This is a genomic window from Bacillus sp. EA-CB0995 (assembly GCF_055814245.1).
Window position 1 is genome coordinate 3,970,652 of sequence record NZ_CP169269.1, and the last position, 16,093, is coordinate 3,986,744.

Sequence of the window (16,093 nt, forward strand, 5' to 3'; positions counted from 1 at the left end):
AGCTAAACAGCTCCGCCATCTTTTTCGCTCTGCAGAGGCAATACAGTAGAATACTTAATTTCCCGCAGTGCTAAACTTGTTTGAATTCTCGTGATACCGAGCATATTCAACTTACGAATAAAACGTTCCAGCTCGTTTCGATCTCGGTGCACAACTTTTAAAATATAATCATACTCCCCCGTTAAACAATGACATTCCAATACTTCCGGCATTTCATGCATAGCCTTCTCTAACACTTCTAGCTTCTCCGCTTGATGAATATTTGTACTCACAAAAATAAAGCATAATAAACCAAATCCAAGTTTCTCCTGATTTAAAATTGCTACTTGCTGATTAATAAAGCCTTCACTTTCTAATCGTTTCACCCGTGCATGCGTAGCTGGCGGCGAAAGATTAACGCGGCGTGCAACCTCTGCATTACTAAGCTGCCCTTCTTGTTGCAACACATCTAAAATTTGTATATCTAGATCATCTAACCCTTTGCGAACTACATGTTCCATTTCTAATCTCCCTTTTCCTAACAAACGATTATTCACCAAAACATATTTCAACTGTACTTAAAATGAACAAAATTCCGCAAAATAACATAATAACTTTATATTATTTCGAATTTTATTAATTATACAAAACAACATACATGCCAAACAAGAAAAATGCTACAATTTACATAGTTTAAAGTATATAGATTAACCACCGTGCACAGTGGCTGTCTTTCATCAAATGGGCAATGCGCAAGCCCTACTTTCTTGTAAAAGGAGCTAATTCATATGCCTTATGTCATTTTATTACTCATCACTAGCTTATTGTGGGGCGGAAATTTCGTAGTGGGAAAATCTCTCGTCGGGCACGCTTCTCCTATGACACTGACTACTCTTCGGTGGATTATTGCAGTCATTTGTCTTTTCCCAATTGTATGGTGGAAAGAAAAGAAAATTTTCCCGCCGAAAGATGCACTTCTCCCTTTATTTCTTATGGGGGTGACTGGCGTTGTTTTCTTTAACATTTTTCAGTTTTGGGCATTAGAACATACATCAGCAACAAATGTTGGTCTTATTTCTACATTAAATACGATTTCTATCGCTGTTTGTTCAGCTCTATTTTTAAAAGAAAAAATTAATATATTTCAAATTGCATCTATGATTGTCTCATTTTTTGGCGTTACGCTTGTTCTTTCAAAAGGAAAAATAGATACCTTATTTTCCTTACATTTTAATATAGGTGATTTATGGATGATGGCCGCGGTATGTGTATGGGGAATATATTCGGTTTGCAGTAGATGGGCAACGAAAAAGACGACACCAATGATGTCCACTTTATATTCTGGTATCTTTGGTATTATCATACTAGTTCCCTTTAACATCTCTCATTTTACCATTTCAAATCTGAACGCTTCATTCTTAGGATCCATTATGTATACAGGCGTTATCTCAACTGTTTTATGTATGGTTTTCTGGAATATCGGTGTCCAAAAATTAGGTGCGACTACTTCAGGTATTTTCTTAAATTTCAATCCTATTTTCACTGCTATTTTAGCGTTTCTATTATTAGGTGAACAAATGACGTGGATTCAAGTTGTCGGAAGTATGATTGTTATTGCAGGGTGTTATTTATTCTCTCACTTTAAATCTCATGCAATTTCTAAACAAGAATATACAACGACGCAACATACAAACACTCCCCTGGCACGAAGTAACTAAATATCGAGTTTGACAAATCAATCCCGCCGCTTCCCTTTAGAATGAAGCAACGGGATTGATAATTATATAGAACGCAATACAAGTAATTTATTTCCTCTTATATAACCCGCATCTAATCTCGTTTACTGATGAAATCTTTGTAAGCGGCAATTTTATGTTCAAGCATCTCATCCGCAGCTTTTAACGTTCTGATTTGTTCCTTAATAGAGTGCTTATGTTCTTCTAAAAGGTTTAATCGCTCTGTTGTGGTAGGATCTCCTTCTAAAGCTAATGAAGCATACTTCTTTATTTTCGCGATGGGCATTTGTGTTTCTTTTAACTTGATAACAAATTGCAGCCATTTAATATGTGAGTCGTTATATCGTCTGTCTCCACTGGTATCACGAACGGGAATTATAATTTTTTCCTTTTCATAATACCGCAATGTATGTGTGCTTATCCCTAACATTTTAGCCACTTCACCAATAGTGTGCATAAGAAACCTCCACATTAATTTCCTCTTGACTTAGAGTTCACTCTAATCAGTATAATCAGCTCATAGTTCTTTCACAATAAAAGTAAATGAAGATAATTTAAAAATTGTTTTTAACATGCTTTGGGGAAATATTGCGAATGTGAAAGGATGGATATCTTTATCAAGGAACGATATGGAATAAAAATACGATTTGGATAGTGAAGGAGATTTAAAATCATGGATAAATTTCAAACCATTAAAAATAATCATTTAGCTTTAACACAATACTATCGTTGGTATCAAGTATATGAAGTTCCTTTTAACAAAGCTCGTATAGAGAACCAGTTAGACATTTTAGAGGATGAAATTGAAATTTCATCTCAAGCTGGAACGACAAAAGGTAAAGTGGGTATAGAAGATAGATTAAAAATGTATGAAGGATGGCAAAATGCACATCATGTTGAAAACACATCAATCAAACAGTTGAACAATGAGGAGCTTTCATTAGAAGCGGATATTCTTTATCAAAATATACGTCCAGATAATAGTAGATACAGCTATAAGATTCATTATTCAACAATTCTGAAACTTCGAGATAACGACTTACCTCTTTTTACAAAGATACATTTAGAACCAACAGGTAATGTAGAAAATCCACAATTTAAATCTGCCTATGCAACAAATAGAGCAAAATCATTTATGCATTACTGGTTATATTTAATGGAAACAGTATCTGTGGACAGTGACAAATTCAAAGAACTATTAGCAGAACAATTTGAGTTGAATTTAAGTACAGGTTCTAAAATCGATACATTAAAAGGATTTAACGAATGGTTGAAAACCGTTTCGAATCAAGTAAAACAAAGCGGACACTATCCGAAAAATTTCTCAGTTACAGAAAATACGGATAATACGATACGCGTTTCCGTAGATTTTGAATGGGAAGGTATTTCTGTTGAGAATAAGCCGATGGTTGCAGAAACACATCATGAATGGGTACTTGAAAATAATTTAGATGAGCGATTTGCTCGTATGAAAATGATGAAAGTAATTCAAACAAAACCATTTCAAACAGTAGAATAATTTAAACTATAGCCTTTTTTTTATGGTAGATCAAAGAAAAAGGCTATAGGCTCAATACGAACAAAAAAGAAAATTGTACGTTAAGAAGTTGGTGATTCTTAATAGGGGTAATGACAGGGTGCTGTCATTACCCCTATTACACTCTCAAACAAAATACTTCTTCAACAAAGGCGGCGTAATAATCGTCGTCAAAATGACAACAATCACAATCGCGGTAAAATTCTCTTTTGCTAACAGATTCGCAGTCAATCCATTTGAAGCGATAATAAGCGCCACTTCTCCCCTTGATACCATTCCCGCTCCAATGCTAATAGAGGATCGTAAATCAAATCCCGTTAATCTTGCTCCAAGTCCTGAGCCGACTAATTTTGTTAATATAGCAATAATGGTCATAATGACAATGAACCATATTTGGTTTCCTAATCCTTGAAAGGTAATTTCCATTCCAATACTAACAAAAAAGACCGGGACGAAAATTGCATACGCAATTGGCTCAATTTTACGTTCTACTTCATGCTTATACGAAGTTTGTGAAATTGCGATGCCGGCAGCGAATGCCCCAATAATTCCAGCAATCCCCATGACTTCACTGTAATAAGCAAATGAAAAACAAATAATGAGCGCTGCACTAATTAACGACTCTGAAACACGAAGCGGTGACAATATTTTCATAATGAAAGGGACACCTTTCCAGCTAATTAAAAAAATAGTAACAAAAAAGATGACTTTCTTAGCGATTACAAGCGTTATACTCACATCTTGTGAACCGAGAAAACTCATCACGAATGCCAATAATATAACAACAATAACGTCATCAAATACAGCTGCTCCTAAAATCGTTGTACTTTCCCTCGTATTCATTTTCCCAAGATCTCGCAATGTTTGAACGGAAATACTAACAGACGTAGCGCAAAGAAGTAGTCCTAAAAAAATCGCATGTGCCTGCGACATTCCAAATAAAAGGCCCGCAACATATCCTCCAATAAATGGAAAGATAATTCCCCCTATTGCTACCGCCAAAGACGATGTAAGATTGCGGTTTAATTCCTCTAAATCTGTTTCAAGCCCTGCCATAAACATAAGAAGCAATACACCAATTGCACTTAATTCATCAATAAGCTCAGAACTATTAATAATGCCAAACATAGCGGGGCCAATAACAATTCCAATAATTAATTTTCCTAATACAGCTGGCTGTCCAAGCCGAACACTAATATCACCAGCAATCTTTGTACAAAGTAAAATGATAACAAGTTCAAAATAAAATAACATAATATCTGCTCCTACATAAAAAGGCATTAATTTCTTACAATAGTGTTTACTTAAATATGTCGTTTTATTTGTTATACTTTCCGTTGACGAAATATTCTGAATTATGATAAATTTACTAATGAAATTACATATTTATCCTAAAAATAACGTACAACTGCACCATTCTCCATTTTATTTATACATAATACTTATTTCTACTCTCTATTTATTTCTCTAAGGGGCTACGTTCAAACTTAGCGGTTGTATCTATTTATCCCGCACTAACGGGAGTAAGACCCCCACTGATGGTTAGTTGAACTTTATGGAGAGGAGATTCAAATTTGAAAACACTTTTACGAAAGAAACCCCTTACGACTGAAGCACCACGTCAACTCAATCGAACATTAAGTGCCCTTGATTTAACCTTTTTAGGAATTGGAGCTGTTATCGGAACAGGTATTTTCGTTTTAACCGGTATTGTTGCTGCAAAGCACGCTGGTCCTGGTATTATGCTATCCTTTCTACTCGCTGCCTTTACATGTGCATGCGTCGCTTTTTGCTATGCTGAGTTTTCATCTTCTATCCCAATTTCAGGAAGTGTTTATACATATGCTTATATGACGGTTGGGGAAATTGTTGCTTTCATCATCGGCTGGTGTTTAATGCTTGAATATTTGCTCGCAGTTGCTGCCGTTTCCGTCGGCTGGTCTGGTTACTTACAATCTCTACTGCTCGGATTTGGAATAAAACTCCCGGCTATAATCGCCTCTGCCCCTGGGATAGGAAAAGGAGGCATCATTGATTTACCAGCTGTCCTCATTATACTTTTTATTACAGCATTATTAAGTAGAGGGATACGTGAAAGTGCCCGCATAAATAACATTATGGTATTAATCAAATTGGCTGTTATCATCGCTTTTATTGTTGCTGGCGCAAAATATGTAAAACCAGCAAACTGGACACCATTTCTGCCATTTGGTTATGACGGGATTATTGCAGGAGCTGCAACTGTATTCTTTGCCTTCTTGGGCTTTGACGCTATCGCAACTGCTGCCGAAGAAACAAAGAAACCGCAGCGCGACTTACCAATTGGAATTATCGGTTCTCTTCTTATTTGTACCGCATTGTATATCATTGTTTCCGTTGTATTAACAGGTATGGTTCCTTATACACAATTAGACGTGCCAGATCCAGTTGCTTATGCCTTAAGGTTTGTCGGTGAAGACACGACCGCTAGTTTACTAGCAGTAGGAGCAATGACCGGAATGACAACTGTTATTCTCGTCGTTATGTATGGACAAGTACGTGTCTCATATGCGATGAGCCGCGATGGATTATTGCCAAAAGCGTTATCTCGCGTAAATGAAAAATTCAAAATCCCTTTAGTAAACACATGGATTATGGGGATCGCTGCTGCTACACTTGCTGGTTTATTAGATCTACATATACTTGCAAATCTTGTAAGCATCGGCACATTAACAGCATTCACGTTCGTTTGCATTGCGGTACTTATTTTACGAAAAACACATCCAAGCTTACCGAGAGCATTCCGTGTTCCATTCGTTCCTATTTTACCAATCGTTGCAATTTGCTGTTGTCTATACTTAATGTTTAACCTTTCAAAAGAAACATGGATTGGCTTTGGTATATGGTTAACAATTGGTTTATGCGTATACTTTTTCTATTCAAAACGAAATAGTAATCTACTTATTTCCAAAACACATGATGAAAAAAGAAGCTTAAAAAGAAAGCTCGCTAGAGACAGCGAGCTTTCTTACAGTTTCAAATTATCACTTTTGCTCTTCCTTCTTCTTTTTCCAAGCTTCTATGCTATCAAAGAGAAAGTTAATAAACAATGTTCCAAGTCCCGCTAATATAAAAGTGATTAAAAAAAGAACCCACAGGCTTTTCTCTTGCAAATATTTATATCCGACTAGGAGCACAACAATAATCCATATATATTCAAGAATTCTTTTTATCGTTTTTTTCGACATCTAATCCGCTCCTTATAAACAATATCTATTCTATTTTAACATACTCTCTTCTTCTTTAAAGAACGGTCATGTATAGAGTCCCCATATTAATATTCTGTTCTACTTTTTTCTTAACCATTTTGGAAATAATCATTCCAATAATAAAAACAAAAACAACTCCTAATATAGGCAACATATACTGATCCACCATAGCACCAGCCTTATGCCAATGCGGGCCAAGCTTCATTCCAGCATAAATATAAAGAGTGGTTACCGGTACCATCGCAACAAATGTGTAGATTGTAAACTGCCAAATATTCATTTTCGCCATCCCGCATGGAACCGAAATAAGCGTACGTACACCTGGAATAAATCGTCCTGTAAATGCTACCACAGGGCCATATTTTGCAAAGAAATCATCCGCTTTTTGAATTTGTTCTTCTTTAATGAAAAAATACTTCCCATATTTGAGTAATAGCGGACGGCCTCCATAATATCCTATGGCATACAATGTTAATGGTCCTGTTGTTCCTCCAATCGTTCCCGCTAAAACCGCAATCCAAAAATTCATATCACCTTCATATACCCAATATCCAACGAGTGGTAATACAATCTCAGCAGGAACAAATTCAAACGTTAAAGCAAAAATAACTCCAAAATATGAGAATTGCTTTAAGTAATTAATAAAATCTAAAATAAGCTGTTCCATCTATCTTTCTCCTACTCTACTAATCCATATTTATCCTGCAAATGAACCGGTGCCATCTTGACAATGCGCTGTAAAATAAACAGAATCACCGCTACATCATCTAGCACACCAAAAAACAATAAAAAGTCTGGAATGATATCGAATGGAAACATAACATATCCACATAAGAATAAGATAGAAAGTACCTTTTTCTTAAATTCCACATCCTTCGATGTAAAGAATTCACATAAAAACGGAATAAATTTACGAACTTGGAAGATTAGACGTATTCTTTTCCACAACTTTCTCATATTCCTTCTCCTCTCTCGGTCTCCTATTACGGCATACAAAAAGGACCTTTACCAAAATGGTAAAGGTCCTAAAAAGACAATAAGGGGCCCTTACCACGTCTGGTAAAGGTCTCACTAACAACATATTGTTGCTAATAAAGCCGAGGGTTTCTCCCTGTAATGACGACTTTATTATTGAAGTTACTCCCCTTTATATACGTAATTTTATATGGTCATCTTAAAAGGTTTAATAGAAAATGTCAATACTTTCTATCACTGTATTAGTTGATTAACCTAAAACTTCGATTAGTAAAGGTAGACTTACTAACCATTAATGCAGGATAAATCAAATTTTCATACTTCTAAAAAGGAGTACAATTAGGAATTTCCAAACCTGAAGATTGTGCAAGTTTTAATAGGTAATAACACTCTTCCCTTGCCATATGATCTGCTACCCTCGCCGAAAACGAACTTAGCACTTGTTCCGATAACTCTAATTCTTCTAATTCATGAAGAAAATGCGAAAATAAAGTAAGTTCTAGCGAAACATCTTTTGTGAACCTCTTTAAAGCAGGAAAAGTTACTAATTCTGCTCGTAAATAACCAGTCATTTCAACCGCTTTTAAATAAAATTGCTCAAAATGCTTTTCATATTCTTTACTTTTTTCTTTTAAACGCTTCTCAACAAGATCTAGTTCTCTAGAAATGGCTCCTGCGTGACCGGCTGCATCTGTTAACCATACAAGATGATAGTGCAATTCGTGAAAAATAGGAGGCGCTTTACCTTCCATTAAATATTTAAGTACTGTTATGTATTCTTCTACTTCATTAACCATATGATTAAGAAATGTAGGGGTAAAATGAATGACGATTCTCCCTTCCAATTGTTTACGAATAATATGCAATTTAAAATTTCTAATTTCATTTGCAACCTCATTCGCCTCTTTTGCAAATGAAATTAGATTGGCAGTCTGAAGTTTCGTTAACAACTCATCAAATTTTTGCTCAAAATACATTGCCTTTTGAATTTCTTCCTTTTCCTTTGGAGCTAAAGCATTTTCCAGAAAGCTCGCGTGATCTCCCAAAACCTTTAACCAAAATTTATGCTCAAATAAGGCACTTTCTTCATAAGCTCGATCCACCATTGTCTCTCCCCTCGCAACAAGCATTCCTTATTATATATTCACAAAACTTTTTCATATGTATATGGAATATTCTCTTTACTCGGCTTAGAAAAAAGTTCCCCTAGAAGATGTTAAAATGAATTTTCACTTTCAAATTGTGCTTCCAGCTGAATCATATGTTGGTCCGGGTCATAAACAGAGAGCACTTTTTTCCCTCTACATAATCTTCCATTTCTGTATACGTTACATGGTAGTAATCTAACTTTTTAAGCAGATTTTCCACCTCACGCAATTGCATATTCACTTCTATTTTTGGAAAAATTCCTTCCTCATTCACCGCTTGTTTTCTTTTATTTACAATACAACAAATTCGCACAGATCCAACATCATACCATACCCCTGGCAAGTCTAATTGAGGACGCTGTCTACTAGGTTCAAAACCTAATATCCCCTCATAAAAATATAATGTTTTCTTCAAATCTCTTACCTCTAATAAAACAGAATGTACAACCTTGTCCACAATCCAGCCCCCTTTCTCACCTATTAGTTGTTGTATATGAGTCATAAATAGTAATTATGTTCGAATACAATACATAATATCAGTGTTTCATATAGGAGGTGTGCATATTGGATAAATCTGTGAAATCGTATGTACCATTTCACGGTCCTAATGACCCATGTCCACCAATAGGAAAAAAATACTACTTTACTCCGCCGCATTTATATATGGGATTCCAACCACCAAATTTACCGCAATTCCCGCCAAATGAAGCCTTAAAAAAGGGACTTTGTGGCCTGCTTTATATGACTATTATGAAAATCCATATAAAAAAGGACGGTGAGAAAAATCGTGGCTCAACAAATGCCAGATGAATTTTATAAATGGATGGAAGAACTGCAGGAACTCGATTTTGTATTAGTAGAGCTCACTTTGTATTTAGATACCCATCCTGATGATGTTGCATCAATTAATCAATTTAATGATTTTTCCTATAAACGTAGATTGCAAAAACAACAAATTGAAGAAAAATATGGTCCTCTTCAACAATATGGAAATAGTTATTCAAAAGCACCTTGGGAATGGAATAAAGGGCCTTGGCCTTGGCAAATGTAAAGGTGGGAAAAGTATGTGGATATACGAAAAAAATTACAATACCCTGTGAAAGTAAGTACTTGTAATCCAAAACTTGCAAAATTTTTAATTGAACAATACGGCGGTGCCGATGGCGAATTAGCTGCCGCATTACGCTACTTAAATCAACGCTACACCATTCCAGACAAAGTTGTTGGTTTATTAACAGATATTGGAACAGAAGAATTTGCACACCTCGAAATGATTGCGACAATGGTGTATAAATTGACCAAGGATGCCACACCTGAGCAAATGAAAGAGGCCGGACTTGATGCTCACTACGCTGACCATGATAGCGCTATTTTCTATCACAATGCCGCAGGCGCCCCTTTTACAGCAACATACATACAAGCAAAAGGAGATCCGATTGCAGATTTATACGAAGATATAGCTGCGGAAGAAAAAGCGAGGGCAACCTATCAATGGCTTATTAATATGTCTGACGATCCTGATATAAATGATGGATTACGTTTTCTACGAGAACGTGAGATTGTTCACTCCCTACGCTTTCGAGAAGCAGTCGAAATTTTAAAAGAAGAACGAGATCGACAAATTTATTTTTAAAATGTAACTATGCACATACTAATTATAGTATGTGCATTCTTTATTCCGCATTAACGGAGATAAAGCCCCCCACTGATGGTTACTTGAACCAATCGGGCTTTTACGGACAGTTATCCCCCACCTATCTTCTTCGCTTCTCTCTCAATCTTGAGGTGAGGGTCTTACTGCCCGCTAATGCGAGATAAAGGAGAGCACATATTAGTCATATATAATATGTGCTCTCCTTTTATTCCATTAATGCGCCCTATAATTGAATAACTGATGGTTTTCTTACAGCAAGTTTACGAAGATCACAGTAAATTAGTAAAGTAAAGAAGAGAATATCCAAATTAACATTCTCTTCTTGAGGTTTACCCGTTTAAAAAGAAGGTAAGTTATCTAAGTTATTTTCTTTAATACCATCAGGTTCACTACGTATAATATCCCTGCCATACTTATGAAATACGTCCACATGAGCTAAATTCCCTGATTTTGCTTCATCAAGAGCAGTAATATAATCTAATTCTCTTCCACTAACGCGCCCGATTGCAGAACAACATAAAAAGCATATTTCTTTTTCTGCTTACTTTATATAGATATCATGTATTGAAAATTCAGTACATGATATCCTTTTTATTCTGTAATTAAGCGGTACTTCTTTAAGATATCCAATGTGATGTTTTTAGCTTTTGTACCCGTACTATCAATGTTTGTTACAAAAACATAAGAACGATTGTCTATTTTTATAAATCCGACAAACCAGCCTAATCCTAAATCAGACAATCTTGTCCCCGTTTTTCCGTAAAGTGTGTAGTGATCCCCTTCTTCTTGGATCATCATTCGTTTAACAGTTTTGATTACAGGTCTATCAAACGGAAGCTCTTCTTTATACAACTTCTCGATAAAATCAACTTGTTCAAGAGGACTAATTTTTAAAGAGCTGCTTAACCAAAAATGGTCAATTCCTCCACTAATATCCTCGTTCCCATACGAGATTTTTTGTATCCAATCATTCATGCGTTGCTCTCCAATATCCCTAGCCATTGCCTGGTAATACCAAATAGCTGATTCACGCATAGCCGATCCAAGGGTATGATCACGGTTCCATGTATCGAATTCACGTTTTACGCCATCCCATCGTTTTACATCATACTCATCTCGAACAGCTTTGACTTGTAATCCAATTAAAGCATTAGGGACCTTAAATGTAGATTCCGGGGTTTGTCTTATGTTAGCTCTTTCCTGATTGTAGACAAAGGTTTCTCCCGTTTTAACATCACGTAATATAAACGTTCCATTATGACCAGAGAAAAATTCAGCGACATCTAATTTTTTAACGTTAAGTTTTTCTTTAGAAGTAACTTCTTTACTTGGTGTTTGAGCTTGAGCTGTAAAACCTATTATCCCTGTAAACAGTAAAAAAACAGACAGGTAAATCAATTTTCTCATTTCAGACACCTCATTAAATTATTTGACAGGTATATTCTATTGTTAAAAATCAGAAAATTCAATAACAAATAAGTGAGTGATAGCTAAAATGATAAAATCAAAAAATTCATATCCCCCCTGATTTTAGCATGTATTTACTTAGTGTGAAGTTAACATAATTCATCATAACAGAAGTTCTCCATCAATAAATCCTTGGATGCCAAGAGAGTTCAACTTAGCACAATTGATAAATAAGCGTTTGCGCACGCTCAAGTACATTTGATGGTTGTATAAAAAAGCGGGGTTTTATGTAACCTCTTATTCAAGTAAATGGCCCGTTTGTTGAATAAAAAATACTTCTTGTTCTACTAAACAAACAGAAAAAACACCGTTGTCAAATCATACTAAAGCTTTTTATATACTTCTGCGTAAGCCACTTTCAATTGTTCTCCTATATTCTTTCTGTAGAATCATAGGAAAGGATGATGTTTTTTAATGAATCTTTCAATTTCAGATGAATTAAACCTCTTTTCCAAAGAACTATAACAATGTTTAAAGTCTAATATTTACACTTCTTGTTTATCCACACTACCAGAATGATTATTTAGCTTTAAAATGAATGATTATTATTTTAAAAAATTTTCTGTTGCTTTCTAGTTATCAGACCATTAAAATTAAAAACAACTAATCGACAAATTGTTTGAATTTTCGACAAAAATTATCTAGGAGGATTTTTATAGAAATGCGTACAACCTTAAAGCCATCCCAAATTCTCTCCATTAGCTTATTGCTATTTGCGATTTTCTTTGGTGCTGGTAATATGATTTTTCCGCCCCTGCTCGGTCTTTCGTCTGGAAAGGATATGTGGATTTCTATTTCAGGATTTATAATTACCGACGTTGGGTTATCACTATTAGCAATCGTTGCTGTTGCATTAGCTGGCGGTAGCTTTGGAAAACTTGCAAGCCGTGTTCATCCAAAGTTCGCAACGATTTTTGCCATCATTATTTACCTTTCTATCGGTCCGCTTTTCGTTATCCCGCGTACAGGCTCTGTTTCATACGAAATCGGAATTGCACCAATTTTTCAAAGTCACTGGTATTCAATGTTACTCTTCACATGGATTTTCTTTACGATTGTCTACTTCTTATCATTAAATCCTTCCAAGTTAGTGGATCACATTGGAAAAATTTTGACACCTATTTTACTTATTATTATTGCTGTAATGGCAACAAAAGCGATTCTTTCACCAACTAGTTCTTTTGCTACTCCTATTGGTGACTATAAAGAAATGCCATTTTTTAAAGGTTTCTTAGAAGGATTTTTAACATTAGATGCGATTGGAGCCCTTGTATTATCTACCATTGTAGTGAATGCGATTCGTCAAAATGGGGTAAATGATAAAAAAGCAATTACTAAATATACGATTATATGCGGAAGTATTGCAGCTTTGTTCTTAACGATCGTTTATTTCTTATTAGGTTATATCGGAGCATCAAACGCACAACTCGGCCAATTCGAAAACGGCGGGCAATTATTAGCAGCTGTTATGTACCATTTATTCGGGACAAGCGGTAACATATTATTAAGCTTAGCAATTATTTTCGCTTGCTTAACAACAGCAATTGGTGTTGTTAGTGCATTTGCTAACTATTTTTCAAACATTTTAACAAATGTATCATACAAAAAACTTGTATTGTGGGTTTGTGTATTTAGCTTTGTTGTTTCTAACTTAGGATTAAGCTTATTAATTAAAATTACATTGCCGGTATTAATTATTCTTTATCCAATTACCATTATCTTAATTTTCGTATCCTTTATTGATAAGTATACAAAAAGAAAGCCTAGTGTTTATATTGGAGCAATGATTGCAGCTTTTATTATAAGTTGCATTCATGCACTTGATAACATCGGAATGATGCCTGCTGCCATTACATCTATTGCAAGCACAATTCCATTTTATAAATTTGGTGTCGGCTGGATTGTTCCAGCGATTATCGGTGGTATTATCGGCTATTTTGTACCACAAACAACAGCGCAAGTCTCAACAAATGAATAAGCATCCGTTGAGGGATTTCCTCCCTCACGGATGCTTATTTTTTTATCCCACTATTTGCGGCCCACTGATGGAAGTTTCACTTTATCCCGCATTAACGGGCAGTAAGCGATTCAGAGAAAAGCAAAGAAAATAGTTAGGGGATAACTGCCCGTAAAAGCCCGATTGGTTCAACTAACCATCAGTGGGGATAAGGCCCCCCACTGATGGAAGTTTCACTTTACCTTAAAATCTTTTATACTATATGTGCTTTGTTATTTTACGAAAGTATTTCGTTGTACCAGAACGAGATACTTTCTTTTTATTTTTCATTTTTATTCCCTAATTCAAAAACTTGTTGAACGTCTTTATCACCACGACCAGATAAGTTTACAATAATCGTTTTCTCTTTAGATAAAGTAGGCGCAAGCTTCATCGCATACGCTACTGCATGTGAACTTTCAAGTGCAGGAATGATGCCCTCTACTTTTGATAACGTATGAAATGCTGCTAATGCCTCATCATCTGTAATAGATACATATTGTGCACGGCCTGTATCTTTATAATAGCTATGTTCAGGACCAACTCCTTGGTAGTCTAAACCAGCTGCAATTGAATGCGCCTCAGCAATGTCACCATTCTCATCTTTCATCATATAACATTTAAAACCGTGAATAATTCCTGGTTCTCCTGCTGTTAATGGTGCAGCATGCAAGCCTGTTTCAATTCCTTTTCCTCCTGGTTCAACACCAATCATTTTCACTTCTGTATCATTATAAAATGGTGCAAATAAACCGATGGCATTACTACCTCCGCCTACACAAGCAACGATATAATCCGGAAGACGATTTTCTTTTTCAAGATGCTGTTGTTTCGCCTCGTATCCAATTACAGATTGAAAATGACGAACAATTGTTGGATACGGATGTGGACCTAATGCAGAACCTAATAAATAAAATGTATTTTCATAATGAGTCGCATAATCTACTAAAGCAGCATCTACAGCTTCTTTTAACGTACGTCCTCCTTCTTGTACAGCAACCACTTTAGCGCCCAGTAATTCCATGCGAAATACATTTAATGCTTGGCGCTCTGTATCTAAACCACCCATATAAACCGTACAATCTATTCCAAACATCGCGCATGCTGTTGCTGTTGCAACTCCATGTTGTCCTGCTCCTGTTTCAGCAATAACTCTCTTCGCTCCCATACGTTTTGCCAATAATATTTGGCCAATTACGTTATTAATTTTATGTGCACCTGTATGATTTAAATCTTCACGCTTTAAATAAATTTTGGCACCATCTAGCTGCTCACTTAAACGCTTCGCATAATATAACGGATTTGGACGACCTACATATTCTTTTAAATAATATTGAAATTCCGTTATAAATTCTGGGTCATCTTTGTACATATCAAATGCCTCTTCTAAATGCTTTAATGCTTGCTGTAATGATTCTGGTACAAAACTTCCTCCATATTCTCCAAAGAAACCTTCTTTTGCTTGTAATAATTCCATCTTTTTATCCTTCCTTTCAAAGTAAAAACGATGAGAAATTAAACATTTTGGAGAAATAAAAAAGCCCTCTACATACCTATTGGTATGTAGAGGGCGATATATTACGATACCGTGGTGCCACCTCTATTGATCTTCTATCCTACTAGAATAAAAGAATCCACTTTTATTGGATACGGAATGTTACATTCGATATCCTCATCCTTGTAACGGCGGAACCCGGGTCGCATACTCCAAATGTTTCAACGTACCTCTCGTAAGTCCATTCCCTATGATCTGTCGTACTGGTTCACACCAATCCCAGCTCTCTGCAACGCTTCAATTATAGGTACTCCTCTTACTCATCGATTTTTACTATTTAGATTTGATTTTGATTATATATAGCTTGTAATGCATTGTCAACTAAAACAGAATGACAAGAATCTACATTATTTTAAAATAACAATAGTTCTCGCAATTCGAATACAGCTGGTAAGATAATTTTTTTCATAATTCACCTCATGAATATTAGTTATGAAAATTTATAAAATTCTTGACAACTGAATTTTCTTTCTATATATTAATCCATAATATTAACAAAACATCTTATAAGACAGATAGAATAAACACAATGATTAGGAGTAGTAGAAGAATTCTCATGATGTGCAGAGAGCTGTGGGGTGGTGGAACACAGTCACATGAAACTTCGAACTCGCCTAGGAGTGGAGAAGCTGAACAAAGTAGGATATGTTAGGCTTTTACGGTTGATTTACGTTATAAAATTTAGCATGAATAATGTGCAAAAAGCTGGATTTCCCTGTATGTGAGGAAGTCAATAAGAGTGGTACCGCGGTAGGTTTTAGGCCCATCGTCTCTTCTAAGAGATGATGGGCCTTTTTA

The 16,093-nt window shown here is 35.6% G+C and carries 14 protein-coding genes, 4 pseudogenes and 2 other annotated features; of the genes and pseudogenes, 7 read left to right on the forward strand and 11 right to left on the reverse strand.

The window, feature by feature from the left end; translation table 11 throughout:
* Positions 1-2 precede the first annotated feature (2 nt).
* On the reverse strand, positions 3-500 hold the full coding sequence (locus ACEWFJ_RS20380; RefSeq protein WP_473689732.1) for an Lrp/AsnC family transcriptional regulator: 498 nt from the start codon (positions 498-500) through the stop codon (positions 3-5).
* 267 nt (positions 501-767) lie between these two features.
* Here ACEWFJ_RS20380 and ACEWFJ_RS20385 point away from each other — a divergent pair, with 267 nt between their 5' ends.
* Complete coding sequence (locus ACEWFJ_RS20385; protein WP_473689733.1) at positions 768-1,697, forward strand: DMT family transporter; 930 nt, start codon at positions 768-770, stop codon at positions 1,695-1,697.
* A 112-nt stretch (positions 1,698-1,809) separates the two neighbouring features.
* Here ACEWFJ_RS20385 and ACEWFJ_RS20390 read toward each other — a convergent pair whose 3' ends face one another.
* On the reverse strand, positions 1,810-2,172 hold the full coding sequence (locus ACEWFJ_RS20390; RefSeq protein WP_473689734.1) for a MerR family transcriptional regulator: 363 nt from the start codon (positions 2,170-2,172) through the stop codon (positions 1,810-1,812).
* A gap of 216 nt (positions 2,173-2,388) precedes the next feature.
* Between ACEWFJ_RS20390 and ACEWFJ_RS20395 the strand changes: the two genes are divergently transcribed.
* On the forward strand, positions 2,389-3,234 hold the full coding sequence (locus ACEWFJ_RS20395; RefSeq protein ID WP_473689735.1) for a hypothetical protein: 846 nt from the start codon (positions 2,389-2,391) through the stop codon (positions 3,232-3,234).
* Between the two features lie 144 nt (positions 3,235-3,378).
* Here ACEWFJ_RS20395 and ACEWFJ_RS20400 read toward each other — a convergent pair whose 3' ends face one another.
* Entirely contained in the window at positions 3,379-4,506 is a 1,128-nt protein-coding gene (locus ACEWFJ_RS20400) for a cation:proton antiporter (protein WP_473689736.1), read from the reverse strand.
* Positions 4,507-4,826: 320 nt separating this feature from the next.
* Between ACEWFJ_RS20400 and ACEWFJ_RS20405 the strand changes: the two are divergent.
* Positions 4,827-6,221: pseudogene (locus ACEWFJ_RS20405) on the forward strand (amino acid permease); the annotation flags it as partial.
* Positions 6,222-6,275: 54 nt separating this feature from the next.
* Here the strand turns inward: ACEWFJ_RS20405 and ACEWFJ_RS20410 are convergent.
* The 5 genes from ACEWFJ_RS20410 to ACEWFJ_RS20430 all read right to left on the reverse strand — a co-directional run bounded on the left by ACEWFJ_RS20410 (position 6,276) and on the right by ACEWFJ_RS20430 (position 9,080).
* Complete coding sequence (locus ACEWFJ_RS20410) at positions 6,276-6,479, reverse strand: hypothetical protein (RefSeq protein WP_473689737.1); 204 nt, start codon at positions 6,477-6,479, stop codon at positions 6,276-6,278.
* A 55-nt stretch (positions 6,480-6,534) separates the two neighbouring features.
* A complete protein-coding gene (locus tag ACEWFJ_RS20415; RefSeq protein WP_473689738.1) occupies positions 6,535-7,167 on the reverse strand; it encodes a DedA family protein in 633 nt (210 codons plus the stop codon).
* Between the two features lie 11 nt (positions 7,168-7,178).
* Positions 7,179-7,457 (reverse strand): YkvA family protein, encoded by a 279-nt coding sequence (locus tag ACEWFJ_RS20420; RefSeq protein ID WP_253628684.1) that lies wholly within the window; start codon positions 7,455-7,457, stop codon positions 7,179-7,181.
* Between the two features lie 341 nt (positions 7,458-7,798).
* Positions 7,799-8,578: a DUF2935 domain-containing protein gene (locus tag ACEWFJ_RS20425; RefSeq protein ID WP_473692618.1), complete on the reverse strand. Its 780-nt coding sequence runs from the start codon at positions 8,576-8,578 to the stop codon at positions 7,799-7,801.
* 154 nt (positions 8,579-8,732) lie between these two features.
* A complete protein-coding gene (locus tag ACEWFJ_RS20430) occupies positions 8,733-9,080 on the reverse strand; it encodes a VOC family protein (RefSeq protein ID WP_473689739.1) in 348 nt (115 codons plus the stop codon).
* Between the two features lie 107 nt (positions 9,081-9,187).
* Here ACEWFJ_RS20430 and ACEWFJ_RS20435 point away from each other — a divergent pair.
* From ACEWFJ_RS20435 to cotJC, 3 genes and pseudogenes are all read left to right on the forward strand, one after another.
* Positions 9,188-9,402, forward strand: a pseudogene (locus tag ACEWFJ_RS20435) (spore coat associated protein CotJA).
* 20 nt (positions 9,403-9,422) lie between these two features.
* Positions 9,423-9,674 carry a spore coat protein CotJB gene (locus ACEWFJ_RS20440; RefSeq protein ID WP_098308290.1) on the forward strand — a complete coding sequence of 84 codons (252 nt, stop codon included), beginning with the start codon at positions 9,423-9,425 and terminating at the stop codon, positions 9,672-9,674.
* Between the two features lie 13 nt (positions 9,675-9,687).
* A pseudogene (cotJC, locus tag ACEWFJ_RS20445) lies at positions 9,688-10,256 on the forward strand (spore coat protein CotJC).
* A gap of 358 nt (positions 10,257-10,614) precedes the next feature.
* Here cotJC and ACEWFJ_RS20450 read toward each other — a convergent pair.
* Together ACEWFJ_RS20450 and blaOXA are read right to left on the reverse strand one after the other, a co-directional pair.
* Positions 10,615-10,770, reverse strand: a pseudogene (locus ACEWFJ_RS20450) (DUF3892 domain-containing protein); the annotation flags it as partial.
* 98 nt (positions 10,771-10,868) lie between these two features.
* Complete coding sequence (gene blaOXA / locus ACEWFJ_RS20455) at positions 10,869-11,684, reverse strand: class D beta-lactamase (protein ID WP_473689740.1); 816 nt, start codon at positions 11,682-11,684, stop codon at positions 10,869-10,871.
* 721 nt (positions 11,685-12,405) lie between these two features.
* On the opposite strand from blaOXA, the gene brnQ2 reads away from it, so the two are divergent.
* On the forward strand, positions 12,406-13,722 hold the full coding sequence (gene brnQ2, locus ACEWFJ_RS20460; protein WP_473689741.1) for a branched-chain amino acid transport system II carrier protein BrnQ2: 1,317 nt from the start codon (positions 12,406-12,408) through the stop codon (positions 13,720-13,722).
* Between the two features lie 298 nt (positions 13,723-14,020).
* On the opposite strand, the gene trpB is transcribed toward brnQ2, so the two are convergent.
* Positions 14,021-15,217, reverse strand: a complete 1,197-nt coding sequence (gene trpB / locus ACEWFJ_RS20465) for a tryptophan synthase subunit beta (protein WP_473689742.1) — start codon at positions 15,215-15,217, stop codon at positions 14,021-14,023.
* Between the two features lie 86 nt (positions 15,218-15,303).
* Positions 15,304-15,568 (reverse strand) — a binding site (T-box leader).
* A gap of 247 nt (positions 15,569-15,815) precedes the next feature.
* Positions 15,816-16,072 (forward strand) — a binding site (T-box leader).
* Positions 16,073-16,093: the final 21 nt, after the last annotated feature.